This is a genomic window from Gemmatimonadales bacterium, from assembly GCA_019637315.1.
GTDB lineage: Bacteria > Gemmatimonadota > Gemmatimonadetes > Gemmatimonadales > GWC2-71-9 > SHZU01.
On sequence record JAHBVU010000013.1, the window covers coordinates 52,153 to 69,278 of the forward strand.

The window sequence follows — 17,126 nt, forward strand, 5'->3', positions numbered from 1 at the left end:
ATCTACCGTCCGAAGAGCGCGCGGAGGCTCGAGTCGAGATCGTCCTCGAACGTTTCGGCCAGCACCTGCCGCGGCGGCGGGTCGCGCGGGGCGACTTTGACGAGATCGTCGATCATCCGACCGAAGAACAGCTGAACCATCCCGAGCGAGGTGTCGGGTCCGAACACGGCCAAACCGATCCACTGCGCATCCGGCATGGCAAAGGGCGCCAGATAGACGCCGGTCCGCGGGTTGTGGTGCACCACCGCGCCGAACTCGCCGGCCTGCATTTCCGAGGCAATCGCGCGGGTCGACGCCACGATCCCGGCGCCCAGCGCAGCTGCCGTCATGACATCGAGTGACCGGGTGAACCCATGCTGCGCCACGACCTGCCCCGAGGACGTCATCAGCAGCGCGATGCGCACCTGCGACTCGGCCACGAACGTCGCCAACGGCGACGCGACCCAGGGTTCGATGGTTCGCATCAGCTCAACTTGCCTGCCGCATCGAGCAGGGCGAGCCGGACCTCGCCGATATTGACATCATTGCCGGTGACCGCCACGAGCAGCAGCCCATCCCCACCCGCCACGACGAAGAGCTGCCCCGCCGTTGCCTGCAGCAGCAGGACGCTCATCGGAGGGGTATGGAGGGTGCGGGTCAGCACGCCGAGTCGCTGGGCCAGGCGAGCAGCGAAGGCCGCGGCCGCCTCGGTGGCCTGGCCTTCCAACGCCGCTTCGGCCACGACAAGACCGTCCTCGATGGAAACGAGGATCGCGCTCCGGACGCCCGCCACCCGGGTAATGTCCTCGAGCATCAGGTGTTCGCGGCCGATCATTCGAGCGCCTCCAGCCAGCGGCGGGCGTCCCGGGCGGCTCGGTCCGCAATCCGAGCCAGGCGACCCGCCGGCACTTCCCGGCCTCGCATGACGAGGAGCAGCGTCTCCGGCGTGGGTGTGCGCAGCTCGTAGTTGACCGCGCCGCTCTCGATCGCAATGGCCTTCCACTCGCCCAGCTCGAGCATCCGGGTGGCTCGGTCAGCCTCACGCGACACGCCGGCGAGCGCCGCCGCAACCGCCTCGCTGGCATCGACCCCGTCGGCGCGAGCGAGCTCTCCGCGCAGGACCCGCCCCTGCTGATCGAAGAGCAGACTGGGTGTCGGTGCAGGCGCCGAAGTCATCGGCACCGGATTGGGATCGGCTTCGACCTGCGCCACCCGCGTCGCCATCATGGAGCGGATCCGCTCGATCGCCGAGGCCAGCGTGGTGTCGTCCGGGGCAAGTTCGAGGGCGCGCGACAAGTGGCGAACGCTCCGACCGAGATCGCCGCTCCGAAAGGCCAGGAAGGCGAGCCCTTTGTGCGCGCCGAGATGATCGGCATCGAGGCGCAGGACGGTGGTCCAGGCATCGAATGCGGCATCGCCCTCGCTCCGGTCCGACTGGATCCGGGCCAGCAGGTCGTGCGCGTCTGCCACGTTGGGATAGCGGGCCACACCCCGACTTGCCACGGTCAGGGCCGCATCGAGCTGGCCCCGGCGGCGCAGCGCTTCAGCGAGGCGCAGAAAGACCAGACTGGCCGGGTCGGAGGCCAGCTCGAGCGTCATGGCGGCAATATCGTCAGTCATGATTCTCTCGCAGCAGGGTCGCCAGCTGACGCGCCGCCGGAATGGCTGCGCCGACTGTCACGACCTTCCGCTCTTCCTCGGAACCTAACGAGGGTAACGCCAGCCACGCTTCAAAGCCATGGACCGCCTCGTCCAGCCGCCCCGCGCCCATCAGCGCCCATGACAGGAGCCGGAGCGCCTTGGGCGAGGCTGGATCCAAACGCACCGCTTCCCGGAACGCCGTCTCGGCCTGGGTGTAGCGCCGTTCGGCCAGGAAGACCCGGCCCAGCATCAGGTGCGTCTCGGCGTCGTCCGGAAAGGCGGCGACCGCGGCTTGGGCAATCGTGAGCGCTGCCTCGCCGTGACGGGCCTGCAGCTGGCGCTCGGCCTCGGATAAGAGCGAGTGGGCATCGGCGCGCGGGGCCGCCTGGGTGGTCTCCTTGATGGGATCACGGAGTGTGAGCACCCCGGCGGCCGACAACCCGAAGACGGCGCGGGCCACGTCGAACTCCGGCTCGCTCAGCAGGGTGGCCATCTCCTGGAGGTCACGCGTCCCGTCGGCAACCGTCAGTACCCGCCACTCGAACGGATTGAGAACGAGGCTGCCTGGTTCCCCTTCCGGCAAGGCGGTAATCCGAGGGATCACACCCAGGTGAGGGACCCTGGCCCGGATCCGGGACCACTCGTCGATCCGCCGCGCACCTTCGAGCAACAGCGCTTCGACGGAAATCCGGACGTCCGCCTCCCGCGGAATCGTCTCGGCGGCGGCTTCTTCGAAGACGAAATACCCTTCGGACCAGCCGAGCATCGTAAACACGACTTCCTCGATCTGCGCCCGAACCTGGACCGCCAGTTCCTTCGTCGTGATCGCGCCGATCGCCACCAGAATCGCGCCGATCCGGCGCTGATCCCCGCCTGCCTGGAGTGCCTGAGCCCGAGTCAGGTCCTCGCTGGCAATCCGGCCGGCGCGGACGAGGTGCTGCCCCAACATGTGCGGATTCGAGCGAATCGAGGCCGCCACGATCCCGGCCTCATGAAACCAGATGGTGCCCTCATTGTGGCGCAGTTCCGAAACGACCCGAAGACGTCCCGTCTTCTTGCCAAGATCGAGCAACTGAAAGACATCATGGATGCCGAGTTCCCGAAGCGGACCCTGAATCGCCATCTCAGGCCTCGACCGGCTGGAGGATATGCATCAGATCCCGAGTCGACCGGGCTTCGGCCCGCGCCGCGGCGGCCAGGGGCCCCGTCGGATTGCCCTGAATGACCTGCTCCCACTCGTCCAGCGCATCGGCAAACCGGCCCAGCGCAGCGAGCGACATTCCGCGATGGAAGCGCGCGGTGGCCTGATCGGGGACAAACTTGAGCACCCGGGTAAAGGCGGTCAGCGCGTCGCGATGGCGGCGCTCGTCGGCCAGCGAGCGGCCGAGCAGGACCAGGGCGTCGGTGGCATAGGGCTCGACCAGCAGGAGGTCGATCAGCAGCTTGATCGCGTCGGCGGTTTTCCGCTGCCGGCGCAGCAGTTCGCCGAGCGCCAGCCCCGCATCGAGGTAGGTGGGCAGAACGGCGAGCGCCCGCTCGTAGGCGGCCTGGGCCAGGCCGAGCTCGCGGCGTTCCTCACGTACCAGCCCGCTTTCGAACCAGGCCTGCACGTGACCGGGGTCGAGTGCGACCGCCGCCTGGAGCGCCATCAGGGCCTCATCGGAATCGCCCAGCTGGCGTCCGATCCGGCCGCGCAACACCAGCAGGTCGGCACGGGCCGGCGCCAGCGCGATGGCCCCCAAGGCGTCGTCCTGAGCACCGTGGAGGTCGTTCATGGCGAGTCGGGCGCGAGCCCGGAGTTCGAGCGGCTCCGGCTCGTCCGGCCTGATCCGAACCAGCCCGTCGGCCAAGGCCCGCGCTTCCTCCGCGCGACCCAGCGCCAGCAGCGCTGCGGCCTCTCCGCGGAGTACGGCCGGATCCTCGGGCAGTTCCTGCCTGGCCTGGCGAAAGCGTTCGAGCGCCTCGCCATGCAGGCCCCGGCGGGCAAAAATTTCCCCGAGCAGCGCAATGCCCGGTCCGGCCGCGCCACCCCGCCGCAAGGTGCGGTGCACTTCAGCCGCAGCCGACTCGAGCAGCCCCTTGGCAATCAGATCGCGCGCCACCGCAAAGGGGTCGATCGCGGCCGCGGCGGCGGCCTCATCCGGCACCAGGGCGACGAACAGGTCGTCGAGCACGGCGGGATCGAAAGTGAAGTCCTCTCCAACCGCCTCCAGCGTGACGTCTGCCGCCAGGTTCGGAACGATGCCGACGGAGGTCTCGCTGAACTGCAGCTCGATCGACAGCGCGTACTTCTGGGGCACGTAGAACGGATCGATCTCGAGCGCGCGACGGGTTTCCCGCAAGGCCTCGTCGAAAGCGCCGAGCTGGCTCAGCGCAAAGCCGAGGTTGTAGTGGGCAGGTGCGCAGCTCGGGTCGGCCTCCACCGCCCGTCCGAAGGCGTTGCGAGCATCCGGGTACCGCTTCAGCTCCATCAGCACCAGGCCGATGCCATTCCAGGCAATGGCATGCTCCGGATCGACGGCAAGCACGCTACGATAGCCGTCGAGGGCAGCCTGGAAACGCTGGCGATGAAAGTGGAACAGCGCCAGATTGAGCCGGGCCGTTTGCAGACTTCCGTTTGCCGCCACCGCGCGCTCGAACGCCGCACGCGCCGGCTCCCCTTCCTGCTCCGCTGCCAGCAGCACGGCCAGGTTGTTCCAGGCAAGCGCCGCATCGGGATCGAGCCGAACGGCCTCCTCATAGGCCGCCCGCGCCTCGGCGCGGCGACCCGCCTGATGCAGCACCACGCCCCGCTCGTTCCAGAGCTTGGGGTTCTCCGGGTCCTGTTCGAGCAATCGGCGGTAGAGCTCGAGCGCCTCACCCGTTTCCCGCTGCAGCAGGTGGATCTCGGCCATGCCCTCGAGTGCCGGACGCTCGTCCTCGCCGGCTTCGAGGGCCAGGCGATACTCCCGAAGCGCTTCGACGAAGTAGCCCCGCCTCCGGAATGCGACCGCGAGATTGAGATGGGCTTCGCTCGGGCCGGTGGCAACCGAAGGCTGGACCGACTCACGGCCGGCCGGTCGCGCCTGATTGATCCGCAGGTTCGCCTGGGCCGACCCGAGCGACGGATTGAGCGTCACGGCGCGACGTGTGGCGGTCCGGGCTGCGTCATGAAAACCGAGATCGCCATAGACGAACCCAAGCAGATACTGAACGTCGGCGTGCTCGGGATTGATCCCGGCGGCCTCGGTCAGGACGGTCAGCGCCCCGTCGACCAGGCCGCGATTGTAGAGGGCCTGGCCGAGATAGAGCCGGGCCACCGTACTCCGCGGATCGATCTCGACCGCTCGCTGGAACCATTCGGTGGCCAGATCGTGACGACCGCGGGCCTGCTCGACCAGCCCGAGCTGCACCAGTGCGGTGCCGTCCCTGGGGTTGCTGCGCAGCAGGTCTTCGAACTGCTCGGTGGCGCGCTCGTACTGGTTGAGCGCCAGATAGATCCGGCCCAGCTCCAGGCGCAGCTGGCGATCATCCGGGCGCCGGGCAATCCCCTCCCGCAGCTCGCCGATCCGGCGATCGTAGTAGCCGGTCTCGCGCTGAACCGTGTCGAGGTTCTCCTGCGCCACCCGCATATGCGGATCGAGTTCGAGCGCCCGGCTGAAGGCGGCGATCGACTCGGCCACCATCCCGCGATCGTAGTAGAGGACCCCGAGGTTGTTATGCGCACCAGAATCAGACGGATCGATCCGCCGTGCCAGGGAGCGAAGCACTCCCAGGTCGCGTTCGGACGTCGCCTGATGGGCCATGGCTATCGAGCGGGACGAATCGAGTCGAAAATGGCCGTCAGCGACGCCACATCCGGCATCAGGATGAACTGGCCGTTGACCGATTCATCGGAACCGGCAATCCGAAAGGCCGTCTCGACGCAGATGACGTGGTCGCGGGAGTGGCCGAAGTTGAGATAGGCCGTCGTCAGCACGGCGCCGGCCTGATCGACCACCAGTGCCGGGACCGAGGGTACCAGCATCATTCCCATGAAATCCGAGAGCGCGTTGAGATAGGCGCTGCAAAGGATGTTGCCGGTTTCCATCACCGTGGAGCGTTCCATTTCCGTGAACCCCGGGCCGCCACTCGGCGAGCGCAGCAGGATGCCGCAGAGTGTGCGCGCGGAGCTTTCCGGAAAGACCAGCAGCGTCCGGCCGGTCAGGTCGCCCATCATGTGCATCAGCACTGCGGCAATGATCGTGTCGGCGGGACCCAGCAGCTCCGCAGCCTCCTCCAGCCGCTTCACATCCACCTGCGGGACGTCGATCATGATGGTCCGACCGGTCATCTGCGACAGTGCGGTCGCGGCATGCCCCGCGCCGATGTTGGCGATTTCCCGGAGCGCATCACGCTCGGCTGCGGTCATTTCCCTTGCATCGATCATCCTATCCTCCGCTCTGAGGCCGCGCCATCAGGTCCGCCGCCGACCGCATCAGAAAAACCCTGTCGGGTCCAGCACGAAGGCCGGAGCGCCGTCCGCCAGAATTGTGGCGCCGCTGACCCACCCGGGGAGGGAGTCAGGCGCCTCGATCCGTTCCAGCAGCACATCATGCTGACCAAGGAGCGCGTCGACCGCTACCGCGCCATCGCGACTGCCCCACTCGAGCACCAGCACCGGCCGGCGGTTCGGCGCAACGGTTTGACGCCGTCCGACCAGCTCGGCCAGGTCGACGAACGGCACCGACCGATCCCGAAACGCGAAACGCCCGTTCCCCGCAACGGTCTCGGTCCGGCCCGGCACGATCGCCTCGCGCACCAGGCGAAACGGAATGGCGTACCGTTCGCCGTCTGCGCCGACCAGCAGGACGCGCTGGACCGCGGTGGTGAGCGGCACCGTGATCTCGAAGACGGAGCCCCGACCGGGTTCCGACCGCAGCGTCAGCGACCCGCCCAGCCCACGAACCTTGGAGGCCACCACGTCGAGACCAACCCCGCGGCCGGACACCTCGGTCACCTGGGCCTTGGTGGAGAACCCCGGACGCACCAGCAGCTGCAGCACCTCGGCGTCCGACAGGGCATCCGCCCCTCCCGACAGGAGCCCGCGCTCCCGTGCGCGCCCGATGACCGCATCGCGATCGATTCCGCGCCCATCGTCCTCGAGTCGAATCACGATCCACTCACGCCGCCGTCCTGCACCCAGCCGGAGCCGCGCCTCGGGCGGCTTGCCGGCAGCAACCCGAGCGGCCACCGGCTCGACCCCGTGATCCACGGCGTTCCGCAGCAAGTGGATCAGCGGTTCGACCAACTCCTCCAGCATGGCTCGATCGAGTTCGATGCCCTCACCGCCGAGCTCGAGGCGGGCCGACTTTCCGAGGGATTCCGCCAAGTCGCGCACCACCCGGGGAAACCGGCCGAACAGCTCCGAAACCGGCGCCAGTCTGGCCTTGATGACGAGACTGTGGAGCGACCGGACCAGCGAATCCACCTGCCCCGAGACCACCTCCAGCTCCGGATCCGTCCGCGCCGCCACGAGATTGGCCAGGCGATTGCGCGCCACGACCAGCTCGCCGGCCGTCTGCAGCAGGTCGTCGAGACGATCCGGATCGACCCGGACCGGCCGACGGTCAGTGCGCATCGGCGTCGGGGCAGACGCCGCTTCCGCCGCGGGTGCCGCTACGGGGCTGCTGGTGGACACCAGCCGTGCCAGCGCCGCCACGATCTGGTCGGCTTCCGGGATCGGAACCCCGGCCGTTGCCGGTTCGAGCCCCTGATCGAGCAGATCCACCGTCCGAAACAGCGCCGCCACGGCGGCTCGCGAGGGCGCCAGCTCACCCCGTCGAATCGCTTCCAGCAGATGCTCGGCGCCGTGGGTCAGGTCGACCACGTCACCATAGCCCATCGACGCCGCCGCGCCTTTCAACGAATGAAAGGCCCGAAACAGCTCTGCCAGCGGCGCAAGGTCCGCAAGGTCCCTCTCCCAGCGCAGCAGTTCCGCCGTGGCCCGGCGCAGGTGCTCCCGGCCATCGGCCAGGAACAGCGCAGTGTAGCGGCGCAGGTCCACGGACCGAGCCTCAGCCCAGCAGTCGCTGAACGGCTTCGAGAACGCGGGAAGGCTGAAACGGCTTGACCACGAAGTCCTTGGCCCCGGCCTGAATCGCTTCGACGACGAGCGCCTGCTGTCCCATCGCGCTGCACATCAGGATTTTGGCGCCCGGATCTTCCTTGCAGATGGCGCGAACCGCCTCGATCCCACCCATCGTGGGCATCACGATGTCCATCGTGACGAGGTCCGGCTTGAGCGCAGCATACTGGCGAACCGCCTGCTCGCCGGTCTCGGCCTCGCCGACCACCTCGAATCCCGCTTGAGTCAGGATGTCGGCAATCATGGTTCGCATGAACATCGCGTCATCACAGACAAGCACCGTATGAGCCACGCGTTTCCTCCCCCTGCGACTCCGGGCGCGTCAGGCTGATCGGCCGAACACCGAGTCCAACGCACCATCGAGATCCAGCCGAGCAAACGACGCATCCGCCGCCGCCAGCTCGAGCACTGCTTCGACACCGAGCCCAACCCGCCCGCCCCGCGCCCGCAGCACGACCAGCCACGGCGAGGGTCCGGACCACGCGGTCCCGACCCCAAGCAGGTCGGCAGCGCGCACGATGGTAACGAGGGTACCGCGAATATTTGCGACACCCTCAACCGGAGGTGCAACCCCCGGCACTCGAACCAGCGTCGTTTCCGTGCAAACTTCGAGCACGGCCGCCACCGGGAGCGAGAACTGGTAGTCACCCACCCGACAGACCACGAGACGATCGCTCGTCGGCTTACCCCTCGGTGGCTCGATAGAATCCAAAATAGGTTAACCAATCAGGCGGATCAACTTGATCTGCAACGAGTTGCAGCGCCGGTACGAGGTCGGCCGGCCAGTCGCTCTGGAAGCTCATGGCCGCCCCGCTGATGGGGTGCCGGAACGCCAGCAGGGCCGCGTGGAGGGCCTGGCGCGGGGTCGCGGCATCGACGCGTTCCGCCAGAATTCGGCCAGACCCGGTAATCCGGCGCGCCCCGCCGCCCGCATAGACCGGATCACCCACGACCGGGTGTCCAATATGTTGCAGGTGGACCCGGATCTGGTGGGTTCGGCCGGTGTGGAGATCGGCCCGGATCAGATCGGCCACCCGAAGCCGGGCCAGGACCCGGAAATCGGTGCGGGCCGACCGGCCGTCGGAGCGCACCACCATGCGCTTGCGATCAGTGGCATGACGGCCAATCGGGGCGTCGACCCGCTCGGGCGACCGATCCAGGTGCCCCCAGACGAGCACGGCATACGACCGTTTCACCTGGCGGGCCGCGATAGCCGCTCCCAGGCGCCGATGGGCCAGATCGCTCTTGGCAACCACCATCAGGCCTGAGGTGTCCCGGTCGAGCCGGTGCACGATACCCGGCCGTCCCTCCGTCCCCGGCGACAGCGCGGTGCCCCGAGCCACCAGCGCGTTGACGAGGGTATCGTCCCAGTGGCCCGGCGCCGGGTGAACTACCAGGCCGGCCGGTTTGTCGATGACCGCGAGGTCCTCGTCTTCGTAGCAGACGGTCAGCGCAATCGGGTGTGGTGTCAGGATTCGCGGGGGAGCTTCGTCGCTCAAGTCGACTTCGACGAGTTCACGGGCCGCGAGCAGTCGCGAGGCGCGGGCCACACCGCCAGCCACGCGCACCTGTCCTGCGGCCACGATCCGTGCAGCCTGGGTTCGTGAGAGATTGAGCTGATCGGCCAGAAAGCGGTCGAGCCGCTCGGTGGCGGGTACGGCCACGGAAAACGTCAGCGTGGCCAGGCCAACCTCACCCGGACCGCTGCTCGGCCGTTTGGGCTTTGGCTTCGCGCGCCAGGCGCGCATCCTCGAGCCAGAAGGAAATCGCGAGTGCTACCGCACCGCAGCTGACCCCGATGTCGGCGATATTGAAGGTCGGCCAACGGGTCGCCCCAACGCCGATGTCGATGAAATCCACCACCCCGGACGCGTGACGGATCCGATCGACCAGATTACCGGCCGCACCGCCTACGATGAATGCGCAGGCGAACTGCCGCAGCCATTCGTTCCAGTCGGCCTGCCGGGCCTTCCAGCTGATGCCGACGACGGCCACGGCAGCGATGACCAGGAATATCCAGCGCGAATACTCCCCGAGATAGAGACTGAACGCCGCACCCGGGTTGTACGCCAACCGCCAGCGAAACCATTGCCCCATGACCTCGACAGGCACGTAGGGAACCAGGCTCGACTCCGCCCACTGCTTGGTGACGACGTCGAGCCCGAGCCACACAATGGCGAGTGGCCAGAAGATGCGGTGCGGATTAGCGCCGCTTCGCATCCTCTTCCTTCTCCTTGCAGCTGATGCAGAGCCTCGCATGCGGGAGCGCATCGAGCCGCTCAAAACTGATCAGTTGGCCGCAGGTGTGGCATTTACCGAAGTTGTCCGGCGCATTGTACAGGCGACGCAGCGCCTGGTTGACGTGCCAGAGATACCGCCCTTCCTGCGACGCAAAGAGGAACTGCTTTTCCCGCTCCATGGTATCGGTGCCCTGATCGGCCATGTGGAACGAGTACGACGAGAGGTCGCCGTCGGAGTTCTGCAGCGTCGAGTTGAAGGTGTCGTCGTAATGCCCCAACTCCTTCATCACGCGAGCTCGCTCGTCGAGCAGGCGTTTCTCGAGATGCTTGAGCTGTTCCTTGGTCATCGTGCTCCCTCGGTGCGACTAGGGCGCCGACTCGGTGAGTCGCCTCACCGAGAGCAGCGCCTGGTGATCATCGATGCTCGCCTCGTCGCGCGCATCGCAAGCGTCAAGAACCCGGCCGACCTCGAGGGTCCGGGTCAACGTTTCGTGCTGAATCAGTTCGGCATGCTTCTGGACGGCCGCAAGAACAGCCGGACTGCCGTCGACCGCCAGGGTGATCCGGGTGGTATAGTCGTACCCGGCGTCCTTACGGAGTCGCTGAACCCGGTTGACGACTTCCCGCGCGAGCCCCTCCGCCAGCAACTCATCGGTCAGATGCGGATCCAGCGCGACGACGAACGGTCCGGCGCTCTGGACCAGCCAGTCGGTGGTGACCTCACGCTCGACCACGACGTCTTCCGACAGAACCTGAACGGCCACGTCATCGAGCGTCACCTCGGCGGTTCCCCCCTCCTCCAGCCGCCGCAGCGCCTCCGATGGCAGCTGGCCGATCAGGGCCGCAACCTCGGGGGTCCGCTTGCCGAACCGCTTGCCGAGCGAGCGGAAGTTGGCTTTGGCCTTGAGGCGGACCAGGTCGGCATCGGACGACACGACGTCGATCCGCTTGACGTTGACCTCCTGGCTCAGCAGTTCGAACAGTGACTGGAATCGGCCGTTCGTGACACCCTTGGGCATCGCCACCCGCATGGTCGCGAGCGGCTGACGCACGCGGCGATTGCCGGCCTCCCGTGCGCTGCGACCGAGTGAGGCCAGCCGGCGTACGCCGGCCATGGCCCGCTCGAGGTCCGCATCGATGGCCGCCTGGTCCGCAACCGGAAAATCAGCCAGGTGCACCGACGTCCCTGCCAGGGCCCGGTGCAGCCAGTCGCTCGCAAAGGGGGCCGCAGGCGCCAGCAGGCGCGACACCACCACGAGGCATTCGCGGAGGGTGGCCACGGCCGCCGGGTCGGCCGTCCGATCGGGAGCCCAGAACCGGGACCGGCTCTGTCGCACATACCAGTTGGACAGTTCTTCGACGAAATCCATCACGGCACGAACCGCCACGGTCGCATCGTAGCCGTCGTAAGCAGCCGTCACGTCCCGAACCGTCGAGGCCAGCCGGCTCCGCACCCAGCGATCGAGCTCCGTTGCGGCGCCACCCTCGGCCTCGACGCCCTCGGCATAGAGTGCCAGGAAGTTGTAGGTGTTGCGGAGCGTATTCAGAAAGCCGCCGACCGTGTCCGGGATCTGGGCCCGGTCGAACGGTTTGGGCAGCCAGACCTGGCTCGACGCCAGCAGGTAGAGGCGGACCTGATCGGCGCCGAACTCGCGCACCGCTTCCCACGGATCGACCGTATTGCCCCGACTCTTCGACATCTTCTGGCCCTTGGCATCGAGGACCAGCTCGTTGACGACGACATTCCGATACGGCGCCTTGTCGAACACCGTCGTGGCAATGGCCAGCAGCGAATAGAACCAGCCGCGGGTCTGATCGATACCTTCGCAGATGAAGTCTGCCGGGAAATGGCTCTCGAACTTGTCCCGGTTCTCGAAGGGGTAGTGCCACTGCGCGTACGGCATTGAGCCGGAGTCGAACCAGGCATCGATGACCTCGGGCACCCGCCGCATGGTACCGCCGCCGGGGGCCGGCCAGGTATAGGCATCGATGAATGGTTTGTGCGGGTCGAAATCGTCCGGCAGCGGGCGCCCGACCTTCTCCGCAAGCTCCGCATAACTGCCGATGACTTCGACGACGGTCGGATCCGCATCGGACACCCAGACCGGCAACGGGGTGCCCCAATACCGGTCGCGCGAGAGCGCCCAGTCCAGGTTGTTGGCCAGCCACTCCCCGAACCGTCCCGTCCCGACCTCGGGTGGGTGCCAGGCTACCGTCCGGTTGAGTTCGACCAGTCGGTCCTTGACGGCCTGAGTACGGACAAACCAGGAATCGCGCGCATAGTAGATCAGCTTGCTCTTGCAACGCCAGCAATGCGGATAGCTGTGAACGTACTGTTCGGTCTTGAGATGGAGCCCGTCGGCCTTGAGCCGGCGAATGATCAGTTCGTTGGTCCCGTCGGCGGTGACCAGCTGGCCCTCGAGCTCAGGCCACGTGGTGCCCGTGAAGGTGCCGTCTGAGCCGACGGGACGGAGCAACGCCAGCCCCTCGCGCTGCCCCATGGCATAGTCGTCAGCGCCGAACGCGGGCGCGAGATGCACGATCCCCGAGCCGTCATCGGCGGTGACGAAATCACCACCCACGATGACGGAATGGATCCGATCGGTCGGGACCTCGACCACGTCGAGGGGCCGGCGATACCGCAGACCAACCAGGGACCGGCCAGGCACCACCGCGCCCGCCTCGAGTTTCCCGCCACCCCCCAGAATCTCATCCATGGCCGCTTCACGGGACGCTGCCGCAACGAAGCAGCGCCCGGGATGCTTGGGATGGCGGTACTCGCGGTACTCCAGGTCGGGATGCACGGCCGCGGCCACGTTCGAGGGCAAGGTCCACGGGGTCGTCGTCCAAACCACCAGTTCCCGCCCCGAGCCATCGTCCAGCGGAAAGGCGAGGTAGATCGACTTGTCCGCCACCTCTTCGTAGCCGAGCGAGAGCTCATGGCTCGAGAGCGTGGTGCCGCAGCGGGGACAGTACGGCAAGACCCGGTGGCCGCGCACCAGCAGCGACTTGTCCGACAATTGCTTGAGCAGCCACCAGACCGACTCGACGTAGTCCTTGCTGTAGGTGATGTAGGGCCGCTCGTAGTCGAGCCAGTAGCCGATGCGGTCGGAGAGCTGCTCCCACTCACTCTGATAGGTGAAGACGCTCTCACGGCAAAGCCGATTGAACGCCTCCACACCATAAGCCTCGATGTCCTTCTTGCCCGACAGGCCGAGCTTTTTTTCGACTTCGATTTCGACCGGCAAGCCGTGAGTATCCCAGCCGGCAATCCGGGTGATCGACCGCCCCTGCATCGAGCGGAAGCGACAGAACAGATCCTTGATGGTCCGCGAAAAAACGTGGTGAATGCCCGGACGACCGTTGGCCGTCGGGGGACCCTCGAAGAACACAAATGGCGGCTGCTCGGCGCGCAGCGCCTGCACGGACTGATAGAGCCCTTCGGTCCGCCAGGTTTCGAGCAAGGCGGTTTCGAGCCGGTCCGGCCCGCCTTCGGGCCAGGTGGGATACGTCACGCAAAAACCTCGTTGGTCAGGCAGGGCGCCGGAACGTCACTTCCGCATCGACCGAAGCCGGCGGGCGACTGTCCGTCGACGACACGGCCTCGAGCTCCGCCAGCTCGCGCTCCAGCAGGCGGCGATAGCTCGTGACGTACGCCAGAAACTGCCGGCGGACCGTCTCGTTGGCGTACTGAAGGCGCTGCTCTTCACTCTGAGCTTGATCGAGGATCCGTTGCGCCTCGGTGCGCGCCTCGTGGAGGATCCCGTCGGCCTGCGCCCGGGCGCGTTCGAGAATGACCTCGGATTCCTTGTCTGCATGCGACTGCATCTCGGCGCGCAGTTGCTGAGCAGCAATCAGTGCTTCGTTCATGGCGCGCTCACGGTCACGAAAGACCTTGAGTTGCTCGACCATGTTCTGCAGCCGGTCGCTCGACACGCTCCGATCGCGCCAGACCCGATCGAGCTCCTGGGCGATTCGCTCCTTGAAGTCATCCACCTGCACCGGGTCGTAGCCGCGGAGCACCCGGTGGAACTCCTGATGTCGCACGTCGTGTGCGCTCAGTTGGAAAGCATCATCGCTCATGGTTCCCGCTCCCCGAACAAGATGGTTCCGAGCCGCACATGGGTGGCGCCCTCTTCGACCGCCGCCGCGAAATCGCCGGACATACCCATCGACATGATGCCGACCGGAACGCCCTGCCGTTCGAGCGACTCCCGGATGTCTCGGAGCCGCGCAAACGAGGCCCGCTGCAGAGCCGGATCGTCGGTCAGCGGCGCCATGGTCATGAGCCCCGAGAATCCGAGACCCGGCATGGTACGCAGCTGGCCCACCAGATCGGCCGCCGCCTCGGGAGCAATGCCCCCCTTCTGCGCCTCACCACTGCAATTGACCTCGACCAGGACCCGCTGCACCTGCCCGTCGGGAACCCGCCTGGCAATCGCGTCTGCCAGCTCGAGCCGGTCGACCGAATGGATCACGGCAAACCGCCCCACGGCCTGACGAGCCTTGTTGCGCTGCAGCGAGCCGATCAGGTGCCAGGTGACTTCGAGCCCAGGCAACGCATCCTGCTTGGCAAGCGCCTCCTGCACCCGGTTCTCACCAACGTCGGTCAGCCCCGCGCCGACCGCGGCCCTGACCGCCTCAGGACCATGGCCCTTGGTCACCCCGATAATCGTGACCGGGTGCGACCACCCGCCAAGCTCCTGCGCCTCCGCGATCCGCTCCCGGACACGCGCCAGGCGATCCGTCAGCCCACGATAGGTCATAACCCCCAAAGATAAAAGGAGTTACTGCGGATTCGGAAGCGCTGAATCGCGACCAACAAGGGCCCGGGTCCTGGCGTCAAGCAGCGCCTGGCGCAGGGCCGGATTGGTCGAGAACCGGGTCGCCCGCTCCAGGAATCTGACCATGGAGGGGTAATCCTCCCGCGCCTCGGCCCAGAAGGCGAGCTGGGTGAAGGGCATCCCGAGCATCTGAGCAATACCGGCGGCGGTCGACTCGAGCCCTTCCGACCCATGCTCCAAGAGGCCGGAATACCGGTAATCCTGTTCGGCCAGCGCAATCGTCCCCGCAATGTCCAGCGGAACATCGAAGAACCGGCGGAAATCCAGGTTCGCGTCGGCGGTGTCCGGCGGGGCGGTCTGGAGCTCGATCCCGATCCCGCGCTGGACCAGCAACGGCTCCAGCCCGAAGTACTTCCCGCCCGATGTCAGCCCCCAGACGACCGCCCGGTGCCCGAAGTTTTGCTGCAGAATCCGGATGGCAACGATGTCCTCCGTGTACACCACCGTGTTGGCTTCGAGCGTGGTCCGGTACGGCCCGAAGGCGAGCGAAATTGGCTCCCGAATGAGCTGGGGTCGGGCCGCGGCAATTTCGTCATCCGTCATCGAATGGAGCGGCCGGTCCGGCTTGACCAACGGGTAGTTGCGCCAGAAAGGAGCAGCCGTCGCCGGGTCAAACTCCCGTTCGGGGTAGTCCCTAAGCTGCCGGACGTACCAGTCGGTCCGCGCCAGCGCCAGGCAAACGACCCGCACATCACGGCGAATGCCCTCGACTTCCTGAGCCCACCAGAGCGGGAACGTATCGTTGTCGCCGAAGGTAAAGAGCACGCCGTACGGCGGCACTGAATTGAGCAGGTTGTAGGCAAAATCAGCTGCCAAACGCGCATCGGGCCCATGTGCCCGCCCCGCTTCCTTGAAGTTCCCGATGGGCGGAATCAGGGCAAGCGCAAAGACCGATAAGGCCATCGGCCGGAGACCCGTTCTGAGTCGGACGGCCCACCGGCCCGCCAGCTGCGCCAATGCCAGCGCCGCCCAACACGCCCAAACCACGAAGCTGACCACAAAGAAGTAGTCCCGCTCGCGAACCTCGTGCTGATCGCCCCGCGGATACTGCTCCCAGCCCAGACTGTACCCGGGCTTGAAGTTCATATAAGCCATCAGGCCAAGGCCGGTGGCCACCCAGAGCACGAAGAGCAACCACCAGCTGCTCCGGTCGGTCCGCCGATGGGTCAGCATGCCCTGGAGGCCCAGCGCAAAGAAGATCACCGTCGGCACCACCTGCAGCGGGAACGAGCCGACCTTGGCGGCGATGGCCTTACCCCATTGCCAGCTGAAGTACTGGAGGTAATTGAGGAGCTGCAGCCCGATGATCGTCAGGTTGCGCCCCGGGTTGTCGGGCCCGTGTGGAATCGTCGGATCATCCAGCGGGCTGCGCGGCGGGTACTGCTCTCGACGGATCACCGCCAGAAGCGCATCGAGGGTGCCCGGCGCCGCTTCGTTGATGAAGGGATCCTGCTGCGAGCGCAGAAAGAGGAAGAGATAGGGAGTCACCCCGATCAACGCCACCAGCAGCGAGGCCGCGGCAAACGGCAGCGTTCCTGCCGTGATGGCAAAGACTGCGCAGCCCAGAAAGATCAACAGCCCGACCGCGGCAATCGTGGTGCTGCCGAGGCCGATGCCGAGGAGCAGGACCCAGAGTCCCGCAATCACGGCGGCCTGGGCCCATTCGCGACGCCGCACCGCAGCGTCCTCAGCCGGGTTGGCCAACAACTCGGCCAGCAAAAACGCGATTACGGCCGGCCCGGCCAGGAGCGCCAGGAGGTGGTTCGCAATCGAGACGCCCAGCAGGTAGGCAATCAGCAGCAGTGCCCGGGGGCCGCGTTCGGTGGACCGCGCAGCACGCCAGCGAAGCGAGAGCCAGGTTACCGCCCCGATGATAAAGGTGGCAACGCAGTAGACCTCGGTTTCGTTGGAGTTGAGCCAGTTGGTGAAGACGAAGGCCGACAAGACACTGGCCGTGCCAGCGCCCAGCAAGCGAACCCAGCGCTCCAGCGTGGTGTCACCGGGAATCAGACGGGCCAGCACCTCGTGCATGACGAGAAACCAGAACCCGGCGGCGCCCGCACTGAACACGGCGCTCATCAGGTTGGTGCGCCAGGCAAACTCGCCCAACGGAATCAGGGTACCCCAGACATGCCCCATCATGATGAAGAGCGGAGTTCCCGGCGGGTGCGGGATACCCAGAATCTTCATGGAAGCGCTGAATTCGCCGGCATCCCAGAACGTGACGGTCGGCGCCAGCGTGAGGACGTAGCCGATCAGGACGACGAGGGCAGCGACGAGCGCGGCGCGGTAGGGAGGCCGTGAAGTCATGAGATA

At 66.7% G+C, this 17,126-nt stretch carries 16 protein-coding genes; all 16 read right to left on the reverse strand.

Going from position 1 to position 17,126, the window contains the following annotated elements; all coding sequences use genetic code 11:
- Positions 1-2 precede the first annotated feature (2 nt).
- From KF785_12565 to KF785_12640, 16 genes are read right to left on the reverse strand one after another with little or no spacing between them, the layout of a single operon-like run.
- Positions 3-464, reverse strand: a complete 462-nt coding sequence (locus tag KF785_12565) for a roadblock/LC7 domain-containing protein (GenBank protein MBX3147589.1) — start codon at positions 462-464, stop codon at positions 3-5.
- Positions 464-814 carry a roadblock/LC7 domain-containing protein gene (locus tag KF785_12570; GenBank protein MBX3147590.1) on the reverse strand — a complete coding sequence of 117 codons (351 nt, stop codon included), beginning with the start codon at positions 812-814 and terminating at the stop codon, positions 464-466. The genes KF785_12565 and KF785_12570 overlap by 1 nt, the downstream gene beginning before the upstream one ends.
- A complete protein-coding gene (locus KF785_12575) occupies positions 811-1,599 on the reverse strand; it encodes a tetratricopeptide repeat protein (protein MBX3147591.1) in 789 nt (262 codons plus the stop codon). Before KF785_12575 ends, KF785_12570 begins: the two co-directional genes overlap by 4 nt.
- Positions 1,592-2,743, reverse strand: coding sequence for a DUF4388 domain-containing protein (locus KF785_12580; protein MBX3147592.1), 1,152 nt, complete (start codon positions 2,741-2,743; stop codon positions 1,592-1,594). Before KF785_12580 ends, KF785_12575 begins: the two co-directional genes overlap by 8 nt.
- A gap of 1 nt (position 2,744) precedes the next feature.
- Positions 2,745-5,405, reverse strand: a complete 2,661-nt coding sequence (locus tag KF785_12585) for a tetratricopeptide repeat protein (GenBank protein MBX3147593.1) — start codon at positions 5,403-5,405, stop codon at positions 2,745-2,747.
- Positions 5,406-5,407: 2 nt separating this feature from the next.
- Entirely contained in the window at positions 5,408-6,028 is a 621-nt protein-coding gene (locus KF785_12590; GenBank protein MBX3147594.1) for a chemotaxis protein CheC, read from the reverse strand.
- Between the two features lie 48 nt (positions 6,029-6,076).
- Positions 6,077-7,645: a chemotaxis protein CheW gene (locus tag KF785_12595; GenBank protein ID MBX3147595.1), complete on the reverse strand. Its 1,569-nt coding sequence runs from the start codon at positions 7,643-7,645 to the stop codon at positions 6,077-6,079.
- Positions 7,646-7,655: 10 nt separating this feature from the next.
- Complete coding sequence (locus KF785_12600) at positions 7,656-8,018, reverse strand: response regulator (GenBank protein ID MBX3147596.1); 363 nt, start codon at positions 8,016-8,018, stop codon at positions 7,656-7,658.
- A 30-nt stretch (positions 8,019-8,048) separates the two neighbouring features.
- Positions 8,049-8,390, reverse strand: coding sequence for a chemotaxis protein CheW (locus tag KF785_12605; GenBank protein MBX3147597.1), 342 nt, complete (start codon positions 8,388-8,390; stop codon positions 8,049-8,051).
- A gap of 19 nt (positions 8,391-8,409) precedes the next feature.
- Entirely contained in the window at positions 8,410-9,474 is a 1,065-nt protein-coding gene (locus KF785_12610; GenBank protein MBX3147598.1) for an RluA family pseudouridine synthase, read from the reverse strand.
- Complete coding sequence (gene lspA, locus KF785_12615) at positions 9,419-9,946, reverse strand: signal peptidase II (protein ID MBX3147599.1); 528 nt, start codon at positions 9,944-9,946, stop codon at positions 9,419-9,421. The genes KF785_12610 and lspA overlap by 56 nt, the downstream gene beginning before the upstream one ends.
- Positions 9,930-10,313 carry a TraR/DksA C4-type zinc finger protein gene (locus tag KF785_12620; GenBank protein ID MBX3147600.1) on the reverse strand — a complete coding sequence of 128 codons (384 nt, stop codon included), beginning with the start codon at positions 10,311-10,313 and terminating at the stop codon, positions 9,930-9,932. Before KF785_12620 ends, lspA begins: the two co-directional genes overlap by 17 nt.
- An 18-nt stretch (positions 10,314-10,331) precedes the next feature.
- The gene (ileS, locus tag KF785_12625) at positions 10,332-13,481 is read right to left on the reverse strand and encodes an isoleucine--tRNA ligase (protein MBX3147601.1); all 3,150 of its coding nucleotides are present in this window, start codon (positions 13,479-13,481) and stop codon (positions 10,332-10,334) included.
- Between the two features lie 16 nt (positions 13,482-13,497).
- Positions 13,498-14,049, reverse strand: a complete 552-nt coding sequence (locus tag KF785_12630; protein MBX3147602.1) for a DivIVA domain-containing protein — start codon at positions 14,047-14,049, stop codon at positions 13,498-13,500.
- Positions 14,046-14,732, reverse strand: a complete 687-nt coding sequence (locus KF785_12635; GenBank protein ID MBX3147603.1) for a YggS family pyridoxal phosphate-dependent enzyme — start codon at positions 14,730-14,732, stop codon at positions 14,046-14,048. Before KF785_12635 ends, KF785_12630 begins: the two co-directional genes overlap by 4 nt.
- Positions 14,733-14,753: 21 nt before the next feature.
- Positions 14,754-17,120, reverse strand: coding sequence for a DUF2723 domain-containing protein (locus KF785_12640; protein MBX3147604.1), 2,367 nt, complete (start codon positions 17,118-17,120; stop codon positions 14,754-14,756).
- Between the last annotated feature and the right edge of the window lie 6 nt (positions 17,121-17,126).

What these genes read in the sequence shown, in the direction of transcription:
- KF785_12565 (MBX3147589.1), bottom strand. Translation starts at nt 464, where the DNA reads ATGCGAACCATCGAACCCTGGGTCGCGTCGCCGTTGGCGACGTTCGTG.
- KF785_12570 (MBX3147590.1), bottom strand. Translation starts at nt 814, where the DNA reads ATGATCGGCCGCGAACACCTGATGCTCGAGGACATTACCCGGGTGGCG.
- KF785_12575 (MBX3147591.1), bottom strand. Translation starts at nt 1,599, where the DNA reads ATGACTGACGATATTGCCGCCATGACGCTCGAGCTGGCCTCCGACCCG.
- KF785_12580 (MBX3147592.1), bottom strand. Translation starts at nt 2,743, where the DNA reads ATGGCGATTCAGGGTCCGCTTCGGGAACTCGGCATCCATGATGTCTTT.
- KF785_12585 (MBX3147593.1), bottom strand. Translation starts at nt 5,405, where the DNA reads ATGGCCCATCAGGCGACGTCCGAACGCGACCTGGGAGTGCTTCGCTCC.
- KF785_12590 (MBX3147594.1), bottom strand. Translation starts at nt 6,028, where the DNA reads ATGATCGATGCAAGGGAAATGACCGCAGCCGAGCGTGATGCGCTCCGG.
- KF785_12610 (MBX3147598.1), bottom strand. Translation starts at nt 9,474, where the DNA reads ATGCGCGCCTGGCGCGCGAAGCCAAAGCCCAAACGGCCGAGCAGCGGT.
- lspA (MBX3147599.1), bottom strand. Translation starts at nt 9,946, where the DNA reads ATGCGAAGCGGCGCTAATCCGCACCGCATCTTCTGGCCACTCGCCATT.
- KF785_12620 (MBX3147600.1), bottom strand. Translation starts at nt 10,313, where the DNA reads ATGACCAAGGAACAGCTCAAGCATCTCGAGAAACGCCTGCTCGACGAG.
- KF785_12630 (MBX3147602.1), bottom strand. Translation starts at nt 14,049, where the DNA reads ATGAGCGATGATGCTTTCCAACTGAGCGCACACGACGTGCGACATCAG.
- KF785_12635 (MBX3147603.1), bottom strand. Translation starts at nt 14,732, where the DNA reads ATGACCTATCGTGGGCTGACGGATCGCCTGGCGCGTGTCCGGGAGCGG.
- KF785_12640 (MBX3147604.1), bottom strand. Translation starts at nt 17,120, where the DNA reads ATGACTTCACGGCCTCCCTACCGCGCCGCGCTCGTCGCTGCCCTCGTC.